Annotated in this window: 17 protein-coding genes; 6 read left to right on the forward strand and 11 right to left on the reverse strand. The window is 60.9% G+C overall.

Annotation, left to right across the window (positions count from 1 at the left end):
* Positions 1-29: 29 nt before the first annotated feature.
* The 3 genes from AC1D2G_RS02070 to AC1D2G_RS02080 form a co-directional block, all read right to left on the reverse strand.
* Positions 30-1358, reverse strand: a complete 1329-nt coding sequence (locus tag AC1D2G_RS02070) for an adenylate/guanylate cyclase domain-containing protein (protein ID WP_477305448.1) — start codon at positions 1356-1358, stop codon at positions 30-32.
* A gap of 263 nt (positions 1359-1621) precedes the next feature.
* A complete protein-coding gene (locus AC1D2G_RS02075) occupies positions 1622-2965 on the reverse strand; it encodes a nucleotide sugar dehydrogenase (RefSeq protein WP_477411699.1) in 1344 nt (447 codons plus the stop codon).
* 85 nt (positions 2966-3050) lie between these two features.
* Positions 3051-4229 (reverse strand): DUF3095 domain-containing protein, encoded by a 1179-nt coding sequence (locus tag AC1D2G_RS02080; protein WP_477411700.1) that lies wholly within the window; start codon positions 4227-4229, stop codon positions 3051-3053.
* 74 nt (positions 4230-4303) lie between these two features.
* On the opposite strand from AC1D2G_RS02080, the gene AC1D2G_RS02085 reads away from it, so the two are divergent.
* Positions 4304-5392 (forward strand): glycosyltransferase family 4 protein, encoded by a 1089-nt coding sequence (locus AC1D2G_RS02085; RefSeq protein WP_477411701.1) that lies wholly within the window; start codon positions 4304-4306, stop codon positions 5390-5392.
* Positions 5389-6153: a polysaccharide deacetylase family protein gene (locus AC1D2G_RS02090; RefSeq protein ID WP_477411702.1), complete on the forward strand. Its 765-nt coding sequence runs from the start codon at positions 5389-5391 to the stop codon at positions 6151-6153. Before AC1D2G_RS02085 ends, AC1D2G_RS02090 begins: the two co-directional genes overlap by 4 nt.
* 1 nt (position 6154) lies before the next feature.
* On the opposite strand, the gene AC1D2G_RS02095 is transcribed toward AC1D2G_RS02090, so the two are convergent.
* The 4 genes from AC1D2G_RS02095 to AC1D2G_RS02110 form a co-directional block, all read right to left on the reverse strand.
* Positions 6155-7009 carry an MBL fold metallo-hydrolase gene (locus AC1D2G_RS02095; protein WP_477411703.1) on the reverse strand — a complete coding sequence of 285 codons (855 nt, stop codon included), beginning with the start codon at positions 7007-7009 and terminating at the stop codon, positions 6155-6157.
* 129 nt (positions 7010-7138) lie between these two features.
* A complete protein-coding gene (locus tag AC1D2G_RS02100; protein ID WP_095083929.1) occupies positions 7139-7588 on the reverse strand; it encodes a cyclic nucleotide-binding domain-containing protein in 450 nt (149 codons plus the stop codon).
* Between the two features lie 182 nt (positions 7589-7770).
* On the reverse strand, positions 7771-10485 hold the full coding sequence (locus AC1D2G_RS02105) for an ABC transporter transmembrane domain-containing protein (protein WP_477411704.1): 2715 nt from the start codon (positions 10483-10485) through the stop codon (positions 7771-7773).
* 16 nt (positions 10486-10501) lie between these two features.
* Positions 10502-10759: a hypothetical protein gene (locus tag AC1D2G_RS02110; RefSeq protein ID WP_477411705.1), complete on the reverse strand. Its 258-nt coding sequence runs from the start codon at positions 10757-10759 to the stop codon at positions 10502-10504.
* 80 nt (positions 10760-10839) lie between these two features.
* On the opposite strand from AC1D2G_RS02110, the gene AC1D2G_RS02115 reads away from it, so the two are divergent.
* Complete coding sequence (locus AC1D2G_RS02115; protein WP_477224765.1) at positions 10840-11514, forward strand: class I SAM-dependent methyltransferase; 675 nt, start codon at positions 10840-10842, stop codon at positions 11512-11514.
* A gap of 81 nt (positions 11515-11595) precedes the next feature.
* Here AC1D2G_RS02115 and AC1D2G_RS02120 read toward each other — a convergent pair whose 3' ends face one another.
* The 4 genes from AC1D2G_RS02120 to AC1D2G_RS02135 all read right to left on the reverse strand — a co-directional run bounded on the left by AC1D2G_RS02120 (position 11596) and on the right by AC1D2G_RS02135 (position 17392).
* Positions 11596-12777 carry a glycosyltransferase family protein gene (locus AC1D2G_RS02120; RefSeq protein WP_477411706.1) on the reverse strand — a complete coding sequence of 394 codons (1182 nt, stop codon included), beginning with the start codon at positions 12775-12777 and terminating at the stop codon, positions 11596-11598.
* Positions 12774-14018: a glycosyltransferase family 4 protein gene (locus AC1D2G_RS02125; RefSeq protein ID WP_477411707.1), complete on the reverse strand. Its 1245-nt coding sequence runs from the start codon at positions 14016-14018 to the stop codon at positions 12774-12776. The genes AC1D2G_RS02120 and AC1D2G_RS02125 overlap by 4 nt, the downstream gene beginning before the upstream one ends.
* A gap of 1 nt (position 14019) precedes the next feature.
* A complete protein-coding gene (locus tag AC1D2G_RS02130) occupies positions 14020-15234 on the reverse strand; it encodes a glycosyltransferase family protein (protein WP_477411708.1) in 1215 nt (404 codons plus the stop codon).
* Between the two features lie 535 nt (positions 15235-15769).
* A complete protein-coding gene (locus AC1D2G_RS02135; protein WP_477411709.1) occupies positions 15770-17392 on the reverse strand; it encodes a PqqD family protein in 1623 nt (540 codons plus the stop codon).
* Positions 17393-17641: 249 nt separating this feature from the next.
* Here AC1D2G_RS02135 and AC1D2G_RS02140 point away from each other — a divergent pair, with 249 nt between their 5' ends.
* The 3 genes from AC1D2G_RS02140 to AC1D2G_RS02150 all read left to right on the forward strand — a co-directional run bounded on the left by AC1D2G_RS02140 (position 17642) and on the right by AC1D2G_RS02150 (position 21592).
* Entirely contained in the window at positions 17642-19519 is a 1878-nt protein-coding gene (locus tag AC1D2G_RS02140; RefSeq protein WP_477224770.1) for a TPR end-of-group domain-containing protein, read from the forward strand.
* Positions 19520-19657: 138 nt separating this feature from the next.
* Positions 19658-20989 carry a gluzincin family metallopeptidase gene (locus AC1D2G_RS02145; protein WP_477411710.1) on the forward strand — a complete coding sequence of 444 codons (1332 nt, stop codon included), beginning with the start codon at positions 19658-19660 and terminating at the stop codon, positions 20987-20989.
* Positions 20990-21016: 27 nt separating this feature from the next.
* Positions 21017-21592 carry a hypothetical protein gene (locus AC1D2G_RS02150; protein WP_477411711.1) on the forward strand — a complete coding sequence of 192 codons (576 nt, stop codon included), beginning with the start codon at positions 21017-21019 and terminating at the stop codon, positions 21590-21592.
* Positions 21593-21596: the final 4 nt, after the last annotated feature.

Genomic DNA, 21596 nt, shown 5'->3' on the forward strand with positions numbered 1-21596 from the left:
CCAAAAGCGTTCGGATCAGATCGTGGCGGTTACTGGAGCTTCCGCCGGTCGCCCGCCGACAGCCGGGCGGCATCGCGATGAAGCAGCATGACCTGCTCGGCGTCCGATATCCGATCGTGAATCGGCTCCATCGCACCGTCTTCATCAAGCGCGAGAGCGCCCGACAGATCGGGTGAAAGCACCGTCAGCTTCTTGATGCCCGCCAGTTCCTCGTTGCCGAGCGTCAGCCAGCTGTTGGTGCCGCAATAGCTGGCGAAGTCTTTGCTGGCGAGAACGCTGTGCGGATATTTCTTGGTCAGCGTCTGGAGGCGCTGGACCTCGTTTACAGCAGAGCCGAAGACAGAGAATGTCAGCCGGTCGGTAAGGCCGACATTGCCGAACATCACATTGCCGACATGCAGGCCGATACCAAAGCCGATGTCGCTCAACCCTTGCTGCTTCCTGCGCAGATTGAGATCCATCATGCGCGCGCTGGCCTTGTGCGCCGCCGCAAGAGCAGCCTGGCAGGCGATCTCGGACTGCGAGCGGTGCCTTTCGCAAGGGTAGACGGCAATGAAGCCATCTCCAATGAAACTCATGATCTGCCCGCCTTTGCGATTGAAAGGTGCGGCAACGGCGTCAAAAAACTGGTTCAGGGTATCGATATAGATTTCGCGGCCGGAGGTTTCGGCAAGCCTTGACGACCCGCGCATATCGGCCATGACCAGTGCGGCCCGGATTGTATCACCCTCACCACGCTTGATCTGGCCGTCCAGCACGCGCCTGCCGGCGTCGCCGCCGAGATAAGTGGTCATCATGTTGTCGGCGAGCTTGGTGAGGACCGCCATCTTGGTTGCGATAGCGAGATGGTTCTGGATGCGCAGCAGCGCCGAAATCATGCTGTCGCTGAAGCCTGCGGCACTGTCGGTCGACCAAGACCCCATCATGCCCTGCGTGGTGTTGCCGCTGAAGGGATGGACGAAAGCCATGTAATCGGTGACGCCCATAAGCCTGAGTTCATCGAAAACAGGAAACTCCGACGGCACCGACGGGTCGAACCGGCGCCGCAGATGGTCGAGCTTGTTGCTGAGCAGATGGTAATATGGGCTGGTCACGAACCTGTCGGACGGCACGCCGCCCTCGTTGCGGAAGCCTTCTACTTCGAGGCCCTGGCCGCGAAACCAGGTGAAGCCAAGCGCGTCATAAAGCGGATGAAGCATCGAAAAGCTCAAATGCACCCGCTTCAGTGGCAGGCCGGCGGCAGCCAGCCGCTCACAAAAGCCTTTTACCAACGTTTCCAGGTCGTTGCCCTCGAGCGCCGATTGGGTCAGCCAATCGGCAACCTTATCCACGAGAATGGTGGAAATTTCTGTGCTCATGCTATCTCCAAACCCGTCCAAGATGGGCCACCCCTTTGATCCGCCACAACACAGTCCGCCAACGATCCAAGGATAAGGCCCTCGAAGTCAATGAAGCCGGCTTCGGCGGAAAAAGCCGGCGAAGAATTTCCCGAATGACTGTCGTTGCAGGCAAGGAGCGGGCGTAACTGCGTTTGTCTGTTGCGCCATCATGTGGCGAGGCTGCCGGCGGAGTGCAACCACGATCCTGACATCGGTCGAAAAAATTCGCCGGCAAGACGTCGTCAGGCCTTCACCACCGTTTCCCGGGCTAGTCCGAGACGGCCAAAAACATTGCGCGTGTCGACGATCAGATAAGCGTGATCGGCGATCGCCTGATAGTCGATCGCGTCGTGGTCGGTTGCAACGACCACAGCATCGAAATCCTTCAAGGCCGCCTCGGTCAATTCGACCGAGCGACGCCCCTTGATCGCCATATGCTCCCGTGTGCTGGGAATCTCAGCCACATGCGGATCGTGGAATTCCGCCTTGCCGCCCCATTCCTCGATGAGTTCAATGAGCCGCAATGACGGGCTTTCTCGGATGTCGGGCACATTCTTCTTATAAGCGAGCCCGATGACGAGAATGCGCGAGCGGCTGAGCGCCTTGCCGCAGCGCCGGTCCAGTGCCTTCGCCAGTTCATCGACCACATGACGCGGCATGGCCGTGTTGATCTCCGCCGCCAGTTCGATGAAGCGGGTCGGCAGTTCGTATTCCCGCGCCTTCCATGTCAGGTAGAAGGGATCGATCGGAACGCAGTGCCCGCCAAGTCCGGGGCCAGGATAGAAAGGCATGTAACCGAAGGGCTTGCTCTTTGCCGCCTCGATCACCTCCCAGATGTCGATGCCCATCGCACCGAACACGACCTTCAACTCGTTGACCAGGGCTATGTTGACCGAGCGGAAGATGTTTTCCGTCAGCTTGACTGCCTCTGCGGTCGCCGTGGTGGAAACCGGAACGACGGTCTTGACCACGCCCTGGTAGAAAGCCTGCACGAGCGTCGCCGCTTCAATGCCGTCGCCTGCCACGACCTTGGGGATCGTCGCGACTTCAAAGCTGCGGTTGCCGGGATCCTCTCGTTCGGGCGAGAAGCCGAGGAAGAAGTCTGTCTTCGACAGCAACCCGGTTTCTTCCAATATGGGCTTGATCACGTCGTCGGTGGTGCCGGGATAGGTGGTCGATTCCAGCACGATCAGCTGGCCGAGACGCAGGTGCTTGGCGATGGTGGCTGCCGTGTCCCTGACGAAGGAGAGGTCCGGCTCGCGGTGTTTCGTCAGCGGTGTCGGGACGCAGATAATGATAACATCGCAGACCGCCAGTTCGGCAAAATCCGCAGTGGCCCGGAACCGTCCGCTTGCCACCTGGCCGGCGAGGGCTGTCGACGTCACCGCCTCGATGTAGGATTGGCCGGCGTTCAGGCTCTCGACCTTCCGGGCTTCGATGTCGAAGCCGGAAACCGGGAAGCCGGCGCGTGCGATCGCAACCGCCAGCGGCAAACCGACATAGCCCAGTCCGATCACGCCGACTTGCGCGGTGCGCGTCGAGATACGGCTCAGAAGACGGTCATATGTCGATTGTGAGGCGTCCAAGAATCTACTTTCCCGTCAATTCGGACAGGCTGTCCGCTCCCATGGCCGAGGCATATTGCGGAAAAACGATTTCCGCAAGCCGTCGTCAGACCGGCACCTTCGCCTTCAGGCTTGCGGCAGCCATCGCATAGCCGCCCGCGGCGCCATCGATGAAATGAAGATGATCGCGCTGCAGCGGCGAGGCGACGAGGCATGTCATCAAGGCCGATTTCTGGCGGTGCAGGCCATAGTTGCAGATGCCCGCCTCTTCCGCCTGTTTCAGGCGGTTCTCGATCCGTTGCAACACATCCGCGTCAACGTCGATGGTCATCTTCAAGCCGTCGTCGAACTTCCGGAAATCCGAATTGCTGGCCACTTCGCGTTTGTAGACCTTCGGATCGAAACGGCCGATCGTCCAGCCAAATCGATCGGTGACAGCCGTAAGCGTCATCAGGAAGACTATCCACAGCTTCGACGCCCACCGCCATCCTGCCGGCGCGGTGGCCCGCGCCTCGATATCGAGGCCGGCGGGCAGCAAACTGTAGCCCGGTCCGTTCACCGGCACCGGGTGGCCATCGCGTTCCTCCCTGCCGGCAAGGGCGATGATGTCGGAAGCCAGGAACTGAAAACCGCGCAAGTCGCGCGACGCCCCCGGTGTGGCTATGATCGAGACGATTTCGCCATGGCGGGCTTCGATTGGGTTCCAGCGGCAGGAGAGGCCGGTCAGATCCGGCCGCGCGCCGGCCGGCGCAGGATCGATGCGGTAGCGCCCCGCTTTCATCTCGGCTTCCGCCCAACTGCCGCCACCGCCGGCGAACATGGCATAGAAGACTGCTTCGGAGGCCTGGAACCGCGCCACGCGAACGTCGAAGCCGTGCGCTCTTACATCCTTTATCGGCACGATCGCGGCACGCAAGGTCAGGTCCAGTTCGTCCGCCACCCATCTCTGGACAGCCGCCAGCGCGTTGCGGGTGATCTCCAGCGCCGAGCCGGGAAACGCCACGAGCGCGCCGTCGCCGCCGAAGACAAAGGGAAGATCTTGCCGGCCCAGCGCATTGAGCAGTGCCGAGATGACGCTGGCGCCGGCCATATTGACGGTCTTATAGCGCCCAGCCTCGATCGCCTTGGTCGAGCCGACGATGTCGGCGGTGGCCAGCGCCCAGCCATCGGGCAAAGGCCGATAATTGTCGATATCGGCAACGCTTTCGAACTTTGCGAAGACCGGCAAGGACGCGACAAACGGGTCGGGCGCGGTAGCTGTTTCCATAACCATCAGATAGCACATTCCACTGCTTGAAGGTGAAGTCGATCATGCTACGAAATTGACTTGCGCAGGCTTTCCGATGATAGGGTCGCGCGATGCGAATTGCCTTCTACGCGCCGCTGAAGTCGCCCAATCATCCGGTTGCCTCCGGCGACCGCCAGATGGCGCGGATGCTGGTCACGGCGCTGGAGCATGGAGGGCATAGCGTCGAACTGGCATCCGAACTGCGCTTCTATTTACGCGAGCCGGAGCCGAAAAGTTTCGATGCGCTCCAGATCGAAGCCCGAGAGGAAGCCGCGCGGCTGACAAAGCTTTGGGATCGTCACGGCAAGCCCGATCTCTGGTTCTCCTATCATCCCTACTACAAGGCGCCCGACCTGATCGGGCCCGGGCTGGCATCGGCCTTTGCTGTCCCTTATGTGACCGCGGAAGCCTCCTATTCGAGGCGGCGTAACGCCGGCTTGTGGGCCGACACGCAAGCGTTGGTGGCGCGAGCCGTCGAACAGGCGGCGCTGAACATCTGCTTCACGCAAAGGGATCGCCAAGGACTGGCAGATGCGATTCCCGACGCCGCTCTCGGTATGCTTTCGCCCTTCATCGACACATCGGCATTCCGGGAAATGCCGGCACGGGGTAATCCGACGCGCCTCGTTGCCGTCGCCATGATGCGCCCGGGCGACAAGGTCGAAAGCTATCGCATGCTGGCGCAAGCGCTCGGTCCGATCCGCCACCTGCCCTGGACCATGTCGGTCGTCGGGGACGGGCCCGCCCGTGACGAGGTCAAAGCGCAATTCGCCGGCTTGCCCGCCGACCGTATCGAATGGCTTGGCGCAATCGAGCCGGCTGCCGTGCCTGATGTCCTCTACAGGGGGGGAATTTACGTCTGGCCGGGCTACGGCGAGGCCTATGGCGTTGCCTATCTTGAAGCACAGGCCGCCGGCCTTCCGGTGGTGGCTCAGGACATCGCCGGCGTGCCGGAGGTCGTGCGGGATGGTCAGACCGGGTTTCTCACCCCGCCGGGCGATGTGGCGGCGTTCGCTTCCGCCATCGAAAGGCTTCTGGCCCGTAACGACGAAAGAACCATCATGGCCGAAAAAGCCAGACGTTTCATCCTCGAAGAACGCTCCCTCGGTGCTGCTGCCGCGCGTCTGGCCGAACTCCTTTCGAGGATCCCCGTTTCATGACACCCGATCGGATCTGGCAACCCTTGGTGGAAGAACTGGCGCGTTGGCAACGGGAGGGCCGCAAGGGGGAGTTCTGGCTGCGCGACGATGACGCCGTGGAGCCGACGCCTGAGCTTGATCGGCTGCTCGCCCTCACAGGTGAATTCGCGGTTCCGGTCACTCTGGCCGTCATTCCGGCCCTGACGGATGAGAAGCTTGCCGCCCGGCTCGACGAGGCGCCGCACGCCACGGTCGCCATCCATGGCTGGGCGCATCGAAATCATGCGCCCGGGGACCAGAAAAAGCAGGAGCTCGGCGCGCATCGGCCACGCGCGGCGATGCTGGATGATCTGGCTCGCGGGCTGTCGCACCTGACCGGCTTGCACAGCGCACGTGCCGTTCCGATGCTGGTGCCACCCTGGAACAGGATCGACGCCGGCCTGGTATCCGACCTTGGATCGATAGGATTTGCGGCATTGTCGGTCTATGGGCCGCCAAAGCCGGCTTCACTGGCGGTCATCAACAGCAATGTCGACATCATGGATTGGCATGGCACGCGCGGCTGCCACGATCATGGCCTGTTGGTTCAGGCGATCGTCGCGCAATTGCAGCATGCATTCGACGGCGGCGAACCGGTCGGCCTGCTCACCCACCATCTCGTCCATGATGAATCGGCCTGGCTTTTCCTCGAACGGCTGTTCACGCTCACCGCACGGACTGAAGCCTGCGCATGGCTTCCGATCAGGACATTGATTGGGCGCAGCGCCGGTAGAGGAAAATAGCTCAGCGCTTCTTGTGCAATGAGACTGGGAGTTTGAGCGTCTGGCCATCGCGCGCGGCAAAAGCGCCGGCAAACCTGTCCTTTGCCAGTTTCTCGATCTCGTCCAGTTGCTCGTCGGTGCGTGTCGGATCGTGGTGAAACAGGGCGAGCCCCCGCGCACCGGCCGCCTCACAGAGTTTGACGCCCTGTTGCCATGTCGAGTGCCCGTGACCGCGGCGGCGTTCCATTTCCTCCTCGGTGTAGGTGCAATCGTAAACGACGAGGTCGGCATCTGCGATCAGGCCGAGCACCGCCTGATCGAGTTTATCCGGCTCATGCTCGGTGTCTGTGATCACCGCCACGACGCGGCCGCCCCATTCGACCCGGTAGCCTATGCAGCCGCCCGGATGGACAAGACTGCCGGTTCGGACCACCACCCCTTTGCGCGGCCGAAGCACGTCTCCGGATACGAAATCGTGGTAGTCGAGGCTTGCCTTGCAGATATCCAGTGTCACCGGAAACCACGGCGGCCGTATGAACTCATCGACCATCTGCCTGGTCGTCATGCGTCCTGCAAGATGCCCGGACCAAAGCGCAATCTTGATGCTCCGGTCATAGATCGGCGCAAACACCGGCAGCCCGATGATGTGATCGAAATGGCAGTGGGTGAAAAACAGGTCGAAATCGGTCACGCCCGACGCCCGAAGCGCCGCGCCGGCAGGTCGTAGGCCAGAGCCCGCGTCGAACAGAAGCGTATGCTTGCCGCATCGCATCTCGATGCAGATAGTGTTGCCGCCATAGCGAGAGAATTCTGGGCCCGATACCGAAATGCTGCCGCGCACCCCCCAAAACCTGACCAGGAAAACATCGTCGTCCATGCTAGCCCTTCGTACTCCCCGTCACCCATCGTAGCCAAACAACGGCTGCTAGGCGAGACAGGTTTTCTCCGGGTGGCCCTCTCAGAGGCCGTGCCATCGCGACGGCGAGGATTGATTGCGCGCCATTCGTTATTTAGCGCTTCGTGCGTCGATCAGATCCGCGGTCGTATGGCTTAGGCGGTCGGCAAGAACCCGCAATATCTCGATGGTCATTTCCGGGTACTCCCGCATAAGCCTCAGGAAATGGTCCTTGCGGATTCTCAGGGCTTCCACCGGACTGGCCGCTCTGACGGTGGCTGTGCGCGAGCTGTTGCACAGTATGGCGATCTCGCCGACAATCGAATTTGGCACCATTTCGGCAATTTTTATCGGTCCGCTGTCGGAATCGACCAGAATATCCGCGCTGCCTGAAAGGATGACATAGGCGGCGTCTCCCTCGTCGCCCTGACGGAAAAGGATCTGGCCGGCGCTGTAGCTCACGCGGTCGGATGTGAACGCAAGCAGCTTGAGCTTTGTCGACTCGATGCCGGAAAACAGGGGAATGCGTTGCAGCATTCCAACTTCATCCTTGAGCAGCATTGTCGCAAACCTCCCAAAATTCGCGTTTGCCAGACTAGAGCAACGAATGCCCAGATGGAATCAATTCTGTTTCCGGGATGGCGAAGCGAACCACGCGATGGCGAGCCTGATGTCGTGCGATCGGGCGATGCCGCCTGACAAATTCCCACCGGCAGAATGATCCCATCTGAATGTCCATCCCTCTATGACAGCAGTTCCTTGAAGATACCGTTGCTTGCCAAAAGTGTCTCGTGTGTTCCGTCTTCCACCAATTGACCCGAGTCGAAGACGACAACGCGATCGAACATCGCCGCCATTGCCGGACTCGTCACGACCCACACTATTGCCGGCGAATGGCCGTCGCACCTGGCTGCCTCGAGCACGTTTCGCAGCACCTTCTCCTGCATGCGATGGTCGAGCGCCGACAGCGGCCGGTTTAGAATGAGAAAATCGGGACGCTTGAGCAGGGCCCGGGCAACATCGAGCTTCTGTCGCTGTCCACCGGTCAGCCGCCTGCCGCCGGAGCCGACGTTGAAGTCGAGGCCGACATCCAGCAGTTCGGCATAGAGCCCAAGTTCGTCAAGAATGTCATAGACGATGGAGCGTATGCGGTCCGGCGCGTCGGGATGGCTGTTGCCCACACGCCCGAACAGGACATTGTCCATGACGGTGGCCGCGGCAATGTATTTGGCGGGATCATACCGTTCGATCGCATCTTGCAGCTCGGGCGGCAGGTTTTCATAGAAATGGTTGCGCGCGGCGACGATCTTGCTCATCAGCTCGTCGCTCAGCAGGCCGAAGCGGTGCCGGGGCTCGATATAGGCAAAGCTCAAGGTGACGATCATGGCGCGGTCGTTCTCGGAAACCGCCTCGTGGGGACGGTTCTTGAGCCGTTGCAGCAAGGTTTCGTAGGCGGGTATCTCCTCGGCGCTCATGAAGGCGAGCTGCTGGAAGAACTGGTGGTCGGCCGGCAGGTCGGCAAACAGCTCGATCGCCTGTCCGGCGATCTCCATGCCCATTTCGTAGAGCGTGCGGTCGAGGCCGGCTTCTTTCAGCACGGAAGCAAAATAGGGATTGGCAGCCAGAGCCCTGTCGGCCAGCTTGGGGCCGGCGGCAGCGCCGAAGAGCAGGTTTTCGCCGATCGTTGCTTCCTTGTTGTAGGCGCCCGGTTCGAAAGGAACCACCAGTCCGCTCAGCCCTTCCTGCTCCAGCCGGGTTCGCAGCGCCGCACGCAGTTCGACGATCCGTTTGGCAAGCTCCGTGTGACGCGTGAGGTCGGCCGAAGAGCGCAAGCCAAGATCCAGAATGTCGCGTGATAGCACAACCGCGTCGAGCACCCTGCGCACGGCTTCAAAGAGGTCGTGCGGGCCGGTAGCGCCGGCGGAAGCATAGTTGATCCAGTCGCTCTGGATATCGAGATCCGGATTGCCCGACCGGCGCGCCTCGTGCATGTTCCAGCGGTGCTGATCTGCCGCGGCGCCCTCATAAGTCACCGGCGTCAGCGGCGCATGCTTCAACCCGTAGAGCAGGTTGTCGCGAAGGCTGGCCTGGAACAGGAAAACATCCGACGAGGCATAGGACATGCGCCGGCCGGTCACTGCTTCGGGCAGTTCAAGCAGGTCATCGGCTCCCGAAGCGACCTTTCCGCTGGCCGGCCAGTTCAGCCGCGCGAAAGCTTCTGCAAGCGCCTCCGCGCCACCTGTTGCGGTGCTGACCAGCGCCACCGTCTCACCCGGCTTGACCTGCAGGGAGATACGGTCGAGCAGCATGGCACCGCCATCGTCCGCGATGGACACACCGATCGCCGACAGGGGGTTGGTCATCGGGCCGGGATCGTCGATCGTCAATGCCCCGATTTTCGGCTCAATGAGACCGTCAACGGTGAACTGTTCAACGACCTGCTGATATTTGACCTGGACATCCTGCCGCGCCTGATCCCAGTCGATCAGCTCCTTCATCGGTCCGGGCAGATCCTTGTAGGCGCTGATCACGGCCACGAGCTGGCCGACGTCCAGTCGTCCCTGGATGACCAGATACCCACCGATCATGTAGAACAGAAAGGGCGTGAGCTGCGCGAGAAAATTGTTGAGGAACTTTACCATGAATTTCCATTGGTAAAGGTCGAAGCGGATCTTGAAGATATGCCCGAGCCGGGCAGCTATGTCGGCGCGCTCGTAGTTTGACGTATCGTGGACGTGAACCGCGCCGATGCCGTCGACGATTTCGCCAACCCGGCCCGAAAGCGCACGCGCCGTCAACTGCCGCTCGCGCCCGAGCACGATCAGCCGCCGCCGCATTCGCGGGATGAGCACGATCTGGATCACCACGATCACGACCGCTATCATTCCGAGCCAGACGTTCTGGACCATGATGAACAGCATGGCCGTCAATGCCTGGCCGCCGAGCAGTACCGGCTGCAGGAAGGCATCGCCGATGAAGCCGCCCAGCGGCTCCACCTCGTCCTTCACCATGGTCGCCACTTCGGCGGATTTCACCCGCTTGAAGTAAACCGGCGGAAACCGCAGCACACGATCGACCAGATCGAAGCGGATACGCCGCAGCATGCGTTCGCCGAGGCGGCCCTTGTAGGTGTTGATGTAGAGTTTGAACAGGCCGTTGATGACGACCAGCAAGAGGAACACAAGGCTCAGGGCAAACAGCGTCTCCTTGCGGTCTAGCTGAAAACCGGAGAAGAACTGGACCTCTCCAATGAACGGCACGTTGTAGTGTAGCTTCATGAATGGCCGGGTCGCGCCGGGTTGCTCGAAGCCGCTTCCTTGGATCGGGCCGTTGACGATCAGCTTCGGCAGGTCGAAGGACATGAAATACGGGATCATCGAAAGCAAGACGATGATCAATATCCAGACCTGCTGCTTCTTGGTGTGCGTCCAGATATAGCGGGCTAGGCTGGGTTCCATATGCGACTGTGGACCTTCAGTTGGAAGGATGCAGGATGTAAGGGTACCTGCTGGCGAATGGCGGATCGGCGATTTCTTCGTCGCCAGCGACAAGCTCAAAGCTGCAGTGGACGGCGATTGTCCTGCGCTCGACTCTGTAAGGAACCTGTAAGGCGGCCCGTTCCAGCACGAGGCCGCAGTTGTGCGGCTGGCGCTGGCGGATCGACGCCGATGGTCCGGACAGACGCAACAGGCTCTCTCCGGCACCGGGCAATGGCGAAGCGGCTTGCAGCATAATCACGTCCGCGAATCAAACGGCCTTGCGGGAGGCAAGATTGCGTTGTGTCGCCCGAAATCCCAACATACAAGACGAATATGATGGATGTTACGCAACCGCGCAATGCCGGCATGGACTGGCACGAGCAAGCCCTGGACCTCACGCGGGGAATTGCTGCCTATGTCAACAGCCCTCTCGTGGCAGGGCTGGCGCGCGTCGTCGCCAAGCATCCGGAGGCCGATATCGCCAATGCCTTCAACCACAAGCAGGTCGCCTGCAAGATGTGGGCGCGCGACAGGCTGTTCGAAAGCTTCGGCGGCCGGTTCGGCCGCATATGGGTTCTGGGTGGATGGTACGGCGTCTTGCCGGCGATGCTTCTCAACGACGCCCGCTTCGACATCGCGGCGGTCGATAGCATCGACATCGATCCCGAAGTCGCGCCGGTCGCCCGGACCCTCAACCGGGAAGCCGGCGACCGTTTCCGGGCGGTCACAGCGGATATGTACGCACTCGACTATGCGGCCGCGCGGCCCGATCTGACGGTCAATACGAGCTGCGAGCACATAGCCGATCTGGGCGCCTGGCTTGCCCTGCTTCCGCGGGGCACAAATGTACTGCTGCAATCGAACGATTATTTCAGCGAGCCGACGCACATCAACTGCGTAGCTTCACTTGCAGCCTTCGAAGCAATGGCGGCGCTGCGGGAGGTGCGGTTCTCCGGCGAACTGCCGACAAAAAATTATACGCGCTTCATGCTGATTGGAACTGTTTGATGGCATAGCGCGTAGCGCCTTCCCCTGGGGGAATTGCGTCAAAACAAAGAGATAGGGCGGTCCGTGAAACGATGAACCGCCCTAGGATCCGTGAACTTTTCCGAAACCAGGCCCCGCTTTCAGGGACCAGATTCGATACCGCTCGCGCAGGATTTGCGCCGCGTGGCGCGCACCTTCCAGGTCGAGACGATGCGCGGATGGCGTCGGTCCCACAAGCGCCTGTTCGATCGCTTGCGCCAGACCTTCAGGCGTTAGGTCCTTTTCCGTCAGCACTGTTGCAAGACCGAGGTCTTCGAGCATCAGGGCGCGAACCGTCTGTTCGGTTTCGCCGCCGGCTGCAAATGGAACGAGCAGGGAGCGACAACCCGCGCGCAGCACATCGCAGACCGTGTTGTAACCCGCCTGCGAGACTGACAGGCGGGCGCCGGTCAGCAGGCTGGCGAAATCCTCGCGGAACCGGAAGATGGACAGGCCCGGCGTGGCATCGCGTGCGATCGCGTCAAACTCGTCTTTCGGCAGGTTTGGGCCGGTGATCAAACACCATTTCCAGCCTTTGTTGGCATTGCGCGCCGCTGCTATGGTGGACCTGACAAGGCTCTTTCCGGCAGCCCCGCCGCCAACCGACACCAGAACGTCGAAGCGCTCGGAGGCCGCGGCCGATGGCGGCGCGGCAACGAGCCCTGTGTAGGTGACCTCGGCCCTGATCGCTTCAGCCAGTGGAAATGTCTTGTCGATGGTTGCGAAAGCCGGATCGCCGTGGACCATGACAAGGTCGAAATGCCTGTTGATGAGATCGACCGTTTCTTCGTTTCGGCCCGCCTTGACACGCTCCTGAAGGATATCACGCACGGACGTCGCCAGCAGCGGTCTGGGCGACGTCGCGTCGATGGCCTCGATCAGCGGCAACAGTTCGAAACGCATCTGCCGGCGTCCAAATGGAAACGCCTCGACAATGACGATATCAGGCCTGCACTCCCGGAATGCCTGCAGCAGCATCTCCGAGCGCCGTTTCTTGAAATCATCGTCGATGGGTTTGCCCTGCAGGTCGACAAGTCCGGAAAATCCTTCATCGCCGGAGGTGACGGGTGGCAGGGTGACAGATTTTACACCCGGTCCCGGAAACCCGGCAATCGGCGCTCCGCCCGTTACGACGGTTACGTCAAACACGTCATCGGCCAGAGCCGCCGCAATGCGGCTGGCGCGCGCGAGATGGCCGATGCCGAGCAGGTGTTGGACGTAGAAGAAAGCGCGCAGCCGCTTCATTCGGCGGCCCGCCACTCCCGCTCGAACAGTTCCTTGAGCTGTCCAATGCTGGCCGTATGATCGAAATCGCCGCGCACGCGCCGCTCCGCGGCATCGCCGAGGCGGGCGCGCAGCACGGGATCACGGATCAGGCGCTCCAGCGCCTGTGCCAGGGCGATTGGGTTTTCCGTCGGAACCAGCAGCCCGGTATCTTCAGGCGATAGCAGCTCCGGCACGCCGGAAATATCGGTCGACACGCAGGCAAGCCGCTGGCTGGCCGCCTCCACCAGGACATTCGGCAGACCGTCCCGGTCGCCATTAGCGGTGATCCTGCAGGCCAGGGCGAAGATGTCGGCGCAGCGGTAGTGCTCAAGCACCTCCTCCTGCGCAAGCGCGCCTTTCCAGGAGACGCGACCATCCAGTCCGAGCTTTTGCGCCAGCGCCTTGAGCCGTCCCAGTTCCTCGCCGCCGCCGATATGCTCGAAACGCCACGCCAGATCACCAGGCAAGAGGGCAAGGGCCTCCAGCAAGGTATCGTAACCTTTCTTTTCGACGGCGCGCCCGACACTCAGGACGACAACCGGTTCGTCCGGCACCGAGCCGTCATGCTGTTTTCGCGCCTCGCCGAAACTGCCGAAGCGATCAAGGTCGAGCCCATGATAGCTCAGATGCACGGACGAATTGCCGTTGGAGAGTCTTGTCAGACGGTCAAAGCCGGTTTTCGTGCAAGTGACCGTCCAGCGCGCCGAGGAAAGCTTGCCGGCCAGATCCCAGTCCGCCGAAGTCCAGATGTCCTTGGCATGGGCCGAGCAACTCCAGGGCAGGCCGCGAAGCAGGCTGGCATAGCGCGTCACCGATGCCGGCGTGTGCGCGAAATGTGCGTGCAGCCAGCCCGCGTCTTCCGGCCATTCGGCCGCCAGCACGAGCGCTTGCCCGAAACGGCGCGCGCGATTGCGCGTAAAGTCGCGGGGGATATCGGTCGCCAGCGATCCGAGCGCGCGCCAGAAGCCCGGCCGCAGCAGATGAGCAAACAGCGAGCGAACCACGCGCAGCGGCTCTTCATGCAGATATTCCGGCAGATAGTGGACCGGCGCTTTGATTTCGTCATGCACGGGGTGGCGTTTTGCATCGGTCGGCCGCCTGAGCGCGAACAGTATCAGGTCGAACCCCGCACGCTCCAGACCGAGCAGTTCCTGCGCGATGAAGGTTTCCGACAGCCGCGGATAGCCTTTCAGAACCACGACGATCTTGCGATGTTGCAACTCAGTTCATGCCTTCAATGACCGAAAGGTGATGGCCGGCACGCCGCTCGAGCAGTTCCGCGACGATTTCGGAAATATGAGGCAGCCCTTCCAGCGTCAGATGCGGATTGCTCTGCGATGGGCGGGGCCGGTCCGGCAGCACCTTCAGTGCATCGGCAAACCGCTGGGAATCCTTGGCTTCTTCCGGCAAGAGCATCTCGATGAGGCCGAGTTCAGCTGCGCGCCGTGCGCGGATCAGCTGTTCCTCGCGGGGCTTGACGCGCGGCACGATCAGCGCCGGCTTGTCGAAAGACAGGATCTCGCAATAGGTGTTGTAGCCGCCCATCGCCACGACCGCCTTGGCGCCGGCAATCAGGTCTTCCATGCGGTTGTCGAACTCGATGATCTTGATATAGGGGATCTTGGACCCCTTCCTGACCAGCTTGTTGCGCTTGCGCGCCGGCATGTAAGGCCCAAGCACGATCAGCGCCCTATGCTGCAATTGCGGATCCTGCTGATAGGCATCGAAGACGTCGTGGATCAGTTCGGCGCCGTCACCGCCGCCACCGGTGGTGACGAGGATATAGTCGCCCTCGGGCCGGTGGCCGGGCATCTCGTTCCGCTGCAGGCTCCGTTGCAGGAAACCGACGAACTTCATCTTTGCTCCGACAGCCGACGGCACATCCAGGCCCGTCAACGGATCGTAGAAATCCGGCGGACCATAGACCCAGACCTTGTCGTAGAACAGGCCTATCTTGCGCATTACATCCCTGCGTGCCCACTCTGCTTCGAGCAGATTCGGCGCGTCCATCACCTCTCGCAAGCCAAGCACGAGCGTGGTGCCCCGCGTCTTGAGGTAGGACAGCGTGTCCTCGATCTCACCGCGCAGGCCGAGCGGTTCCTTGTCGACGATGAAGATGTCCGGCCGGTAGGTCTCGGCTGTGTGGCGGATGATCGACTGGCGCATCCTTAGCGTCTCATGCAGATCGATATGCTTTTCCAGCGAGGTGTATTCGCCGTTGCGCAACTTGATGACGCTGGGGATCTTCACGAAGTCGACACGGGCGCGGTAGTCGAAGGCGCCAGCGATGGTCGCGCCCGAAATGATAAGCACCTGAAGTCCGCGGAAATCCCCGACCAGCGAATGCGCGATCGTCCGGCAGCGCTGCAAATGGCCGAGCCCGAACGTGTCGTGGCTGTACATGAGAATTCGAGCGTTTTGTACGTGCTGGGTCATTGTTGAACGTCTTCTAGAATTCTCGCCTTGAGGACCGTGGCGACCTCGCAGGCTTCGAAACTTGCGGGGCTACCGACCTGTTTTGAAACATGAGGGCGCAATTTTCAATTTGAATTACTAAAGAGGGTCCATCTGCTGAAGCCAGGAAGCTGCGTCTGCTCGGCTGCCCGCTTGCCACATGTCCAAGCGCAATGGAAGCAGTCGGAATAGCAAACGGGGTGCCAGTCGGATATCAGGGCGAAGCCAAGATTGGTCGATTTATAGCAAACTCCACGATTTATCGCATCATAGCGGAGATTAGGATAGGGCGGCTTCGGCAGAAAATGGTGTTGCCAGGGTTGGGGTCGAGCGTTCGAATCGCTTCACCCGCTCCAATTCTTCCTCAAATTTGAAAAGCACCAGGGGCGGGGCAACCCAGCCTCTTTTGCTGTCTGGTGCCGGGGAGCACGTTTCCGGGCCGTGATCCGATCCTGCCATTCGATAGCCGAAGAGAGCGTGTGGCAAAACGGCCAGAGCGCCACTGACCAAACACCGGTCAGTAGGCTTCGACTGTCAGAAGTGCGTTCTCGAACCGCTTGGCCGCAAGGTCCTCGGGCGTGATCCAATATTGAAGCGGCCCCATCTCGCCAACGGTCCAATCGACCGCCATATCCGGCCCGATCTGGAGCAACAGCAGGTAGCGGTCCTTCATCTCGTCGGCTGCGACCTGGATGACTTCACCCTTGCCAAGCATCTGATGGCCACGGGGTGAGTGGCGGTGAGACAGGGCGGCTACGACTTCCCGGCCTATCAACGCCGCACCGTCCGGATCTGTCAGTCCACCCTCGGCGCCCCGGATCGCCGCGATTGAAAGCCAATGGTTCATCACCTGCGGAAGTTGGTGATGATGCGGCCGCCGCGCCGGAGAAGATGACGGCATGCCGTTGGCGCGCAAGTCTTCCAGGAAGGCAAGGATCTGCTGCTTCACCTCGGCTGGAGGTGCGTCATATTCCTTCAGTCCGGCATTGACCGTCGGAAAGAAAGCGTTGAACATCTTCGACCCGAATGCCGACAGTTCGCGCTGCACCAGCCGTAGTCGCTTGGCCTTCGGATCGTCTTCGACAACATCACCAAGCGCCTTCAGCTGTGCCGTGACGTCGGCCGTCTCTTCGCGGTGATATGCTTCCACGAGCTTTCGAACGATCCGCGCAGTATGCCAATTGGCCGGAAAACCCGGATATGGCGTCCAAAGCGTGTCCTTCAGCGCCTGATGAGCGGAAAGCAGCGGATCGGGGGTAACAGGCGAACCGTAGAAGGCCTCAACCCTTTCGGCGCGAATCTTGTCCGCGACCTCGAAGGCATGACCTTCGTCCGCACGCGCCGCGACTTCGGCGTCGGTCGGCTCCTCGATCCAGGCAAATTCGACCTCGACCCGATCATAGTGGGTTCGCTTGCCCCGCAGGATTTCGTCCGTCGGATCCGATCCCAGAATCTTGGCGGTGAAGGGCATGTCGAGCGGCTGCCACTTCTGCGTCACCCGGCGCGGTTCATACCGGGTCACGAAGTGCAGCGCGTCCGGCCCAAACGTGTCGGACATCGGCGCGAAGAAATAGAGGTAGCCCTTGTCGGGCAGCAGGTCGCGGCCGGGTCCCGGTGGCAGATCCGAACAGTCGATTTGCACCATGAAATTGAGGCGCTCGAGCAATCCCTGCCGATTGTGAACCGTCGGCCAATCGAATTCATCGGGGACGATCGGAAGCCCGCCAAAATAGCTCATGCCGCGTTGGGGAAGACGCGGCGGAAAGACGTGCTTGATCGCGATGCGCGCGGCTTGCCCCCGTTCGATCGCTTCGCGGCCATCGACGGAAATCGGCGGGGTCTTGCGCTCGACATGCGCTTTGAACTTCGCCTTGCGCTGGTCGTCGCTGTCCTTGGCTTGCTGCTGCAAGTCGGCGATCAGCTTTACCGCTGCAGGGTTGGGCCGGGGCGATGCGGCGTGGGCCGCTTCGGACGATGCCGGCGTGCGCTGACGAGCCTTGCCGACCGGCAAGGCCGAACTGTCCTGTGGTTTGCCTTTCGAAGCCGAACCGGAAAACAGCCTGCCAATGCCGCGATAGATCAGGCTGCCAACGATCAGGAGCATCGCCCCGACCACAAGCAGCGGCATCAGATTCGCCATGACGCTTACCCCCCATCGTCAGCGACGTCGCCTCCTCCGGCAGCCGAATTATTGCCGTTATGTGAGGCCTTGCGCAAGCAAGGGGCCATGCCGATCCTCAATCCGTCCGCCTACCTCTGTCGGATCGTGACGTTCCCGAGCGGCTTTCGCTAATTCCGGGCGTCGATCGGCTGCGACGTTGGCGCCGAGGAGGTAAATCAGATAGAACTAAATCAGGCAGAACGATTGTCTGCGATTTCAGGAGACGACATGTCCGAGGAGCATGTTGAGCGTCGGCTGGCGGCGATCCTGGCCGCAGATGTGGTCGGCTATAGCCGTCTTATGGAGGTTGACGAAGAGCACACGCTCAATCTCCTTCGGCAGCATCGACGGGAGTTCTTCGATCCGACCGTCACCAAGCATGGTGGGCGCATCTTTAAGGTGATGGGTGACGGCTTCCTGGTGGAGTTCGGCAGCGTGATCAATGCGGCGCGCTGCGCGGTCGAGATCCAACGCGGCATGTCCGAGCGGAATGCCGGCATCCCCGAGGACCGGCATTTCAAGTTTCGCATGGGCATCAACCTTGGCGATATCATCGTCGACGGTGATGATTTCCACGGCGACGGCGTCAATCTTGCGGTGCGGCTGCAGGGCCTCGCGATACCCGGCGGCATCGCCTGCTCGGAAGCGGTGCGCCATGCGGTCGGCAACAAGCTGGGCGTCGACTTCGCCGATCAGGGCGCCAGGACCGTCAAGAACATTGCTCAGCCGCTGCACGTCTATTTCGCCAACTGGGACCAGGGCGCCGCGCATGTCGAGACGCATGTTGCGGCCGGGAGCGTCCAGACGCTGGTGCGGTCCGACAAGCCGTCGGTGGCGATCCTACCCTTCGCCAATCTGAGCAATGATCCCGACCAGCAGTATTTCAGTGACGGCATCACTGAAGATATCATAACCGACCTCTCGAACGTCTCCGGCCTGTTCGTGCTCAGCCGCAATACGGTCTTCGCCTTCAAGGGCAGGACCGACAAGATGGAACGCATCGCCAGGGAGCTTGGCGTCGGCTACATTGTCGAGGGCAGCGTCCGCAAGGCGGGAAACCGGGTCAGGATCAATGCCGAGCTGATCGAGGGCGCCACAGACGGACACGTCTGGGCTGCTCGCTACGACCGCGACCTCACCGACATCTTCGCCGTGCAGGACGAAATCGCCAAGGCGGTCGTGGCGCAGCTCAGGGTCAGGCTCCTGCCCGAGGAGAAGAAGGCTATTGAGAAGGCGCCGACGGACAATGTGGACGCCTATACGCATTATCTTCGAGGCCGCGATTACAGCCACATCGCGACCAGGGCGAACCACCTGATGGCCAGACAAAGTTATATCAGGGCCATCGAGCTTGATCCGGGATATGCCCGCGCATATGCAGGCTTGGCGGTCAGCGACGTACGCCTTCAGTCGATGTATGGCTCACCGATCCAAGTGGACGACATTTTCGCGACCGCCGATAAGGCCCTGGCTCTGGACCCGAATTTGGCCGAGGCGCATTCAGCCAGGGGCTTTGCCCTGTCCCTCGCCGGCCGCCGTTCCGAGGCCGCCGCGGCGTTCGAACAGGCTCTCGCGCTCGACCCCAATTGCCACGAGGCCAACCGCTACTATGCCGAGTTCTGCGTAACCGGCGGCCAGTTCGAGCTCGCCGCGACGTACTTCAAGCGTGCGATGGAGATCAAACCGACCGACTACGGCGCACCGGTCATGCTGGTGAACGTCTTCCGCACTCTCGGCCAGCAGAACGACGCGGAGCTTTATGCGCGGATCGCGATGGAGAGAGCTGAAGAGGAACTCCGTCTGCATCCGGAGAACGCCAATTGTGCCTGCCTGGGCGCGATCGTGCTGGCCTTCCTTGGTGAAGGCGATAGGGCAGCGAAGTGGCTTGACCGGTCTCTGGCGATCGACCCTAGCGATATGAACACCCAATACAACGCCGCTTGTACCTATGCGTTGCTGGGGGAGTTCGAACGCTCGATCGACCTTTTGGAGGCGTGGCTGCCGCAGGCTGGCGCCGAGATGAGACTCTGGTTCAAGAACGATTCCGATTTCGCCTCTGTTCGCAGTCATCCTCGCTACCAGAAGTTGCTCCAGCTCCTGCAGTAGCGATACGCGTTGTTCTTGAGGCAATTTTACTGCCGACAATCAAGAACCGGCCTTCAGGAAGATTTACCCGACAAACCAACGCCCTCGCCATTCCACGGATATTATGTTATGTTACTAATATAACCGAGAGGTGGGGGAATGGGTACCCGGTTCAGGCTGTTCGTTCAGCCTCCGTTTGAAGACCCTGCGTCAAGCCCCGAGATCATTACGGTTTCTTCGCCGCGAGGCAGCGTCGGACCTGGCCCATCCGACGATCTTATGTATGTCGTCGAGCCGGTCGACAAGACGCTGCCCTATGGCGTCAATCACGGCCCGCTGGGTACGCCCTTCATCTCCCTGCCGCCCTGGACGCGAGCGATCCTCGATCCGGCCGTTCCCGACGAGGAGGGCAATTTCGATCACTATCAGCCCTCGACGCCTGGCTTCGAAGCAGCGCACGCGTTCGGTTGCGTGCGCTTCACACTCGACGTCTGGGAGCGTTACATCGGCCAGCCGCTCACCTGGCATTTCCGCGATCATTACGACCGTCTGGAAATCTCGATCCTGCCGGGTTGGGATAACGCCCAATACGGCTATGGCTTCCTCGAGCTCGGCAGCCAATTCCTGAAAGACGGGCGCGCGCTCCCCTTCAGCCTCGACTTCGATATTATCGCGCACGAGGTTGGCCATGCGTTCGTCTACAGCGTCCTCGGCATACCTGACCCGGGAGCTGAGTTCCCCGAATATCTGGGCTTTCAGGAGGCCTTTGCCGACTGCGTTTCGTTGATTGCTGCCATGCATTTTCCCTCGGTGATCGAAAATGTTCTGACGACGACGCGCGGGAATCTCTACATAGCCAACCAACTCTCTCGCTTCTCGGAATTCTCGCCGCACCGCCAGATTCGCCAGGCCAACAACAAATTGACGATGGCCGATTTTGCGGACGGCTGGACCGACGAGCATGCACTGTCGCAACCTCTCACGGGCGCCGTCTTCGACATTCTGGTCGATGTCTTTCACGAGAGCCTGGTGGCTCGAAGACTGATCTCGCCGGAGGCCGAAAATCTTGCCGACCTCGCCGAGATCGATCCAGCTGCCGAGCTGCCGATGCAGGAAGTCTTTGACCGCGATTTCGCTCTCAATCCGGAAGGTTTCGTCGAAGCGCTGCTCGACGCGCGGGATATCGTGGGTACCTATCTCGCCGAGACGCTGTGGGCTCTCGCCCCGGATTTCCTGGACTACCGCGACGTGGCGAGAACGATGCTCGCAGTCGACGACAGTGTGACCGGGGGAGAACTATCGAGGATCATCTTCCGGGATTTCGACCGGAGAGGGATTTTTCGCTACCGCGCCGGGCCTCGCCTGACGAAACCAAGCCGAAAGAGCCATTTTCACGAGGGCCGAATCGCTCTTCCGCTGGACCAGGCGCGTCTGCCGGACATGAGCTATTTCGAGAAATATTGGATGTCCAGAAGTGGCGCCGATCTTTGATCGACATGCAGAAGATGGGGGTGATCCATGATAACCGAAACCATTCTAAATACCTCAGCCATACATTTGTTCGGTAGAGTTCTTGAAGATCTGAAGCTCAAGAGGAGGGCCGATGGGGGACGACCTCCAAGGGTTGGCAACAACAGATTCCTGCAGAACCAGATCGACGCCTCCGGTAGCCTGCTGGCAAGGATCTATGCGTTCACCTTCGAAGCGCAGTTCTACGAGCTGGCCCGACCGACCATACTTCTTGTCCATGGGCCTGGCACTGCCGTTGATTATCCAGCCCCGGGGGACACCGATCTCAAGGTCATGAGCCGTGGTCCAAGCGACCCTGCCTATACCGGACTGTCATCGCAGATAGGCTCGTTTGCACGAGGAATGCAGGTCTGGGTCTACGACAAGAGTGACCTAACCATGCGGCTGGAACTCGACACCGGAACGCTCGAAGATGTCCTGTTGAGTGCGGAGCTGGACCCGCATTCGTTTGGTCGATCGGGTGGAGCAATGGGCCGATCCGGCGGTGCGATGGGGCGATCAGGCGGTGCGATGGGACGGTCCGGTGGTGCCATGAACCGCAACGGGCGCGGCGATTTCGACTAGCGTT

It is taken from the genome of Mesorhizobium sp. P2_C7 (assembly GCF_056404515.1).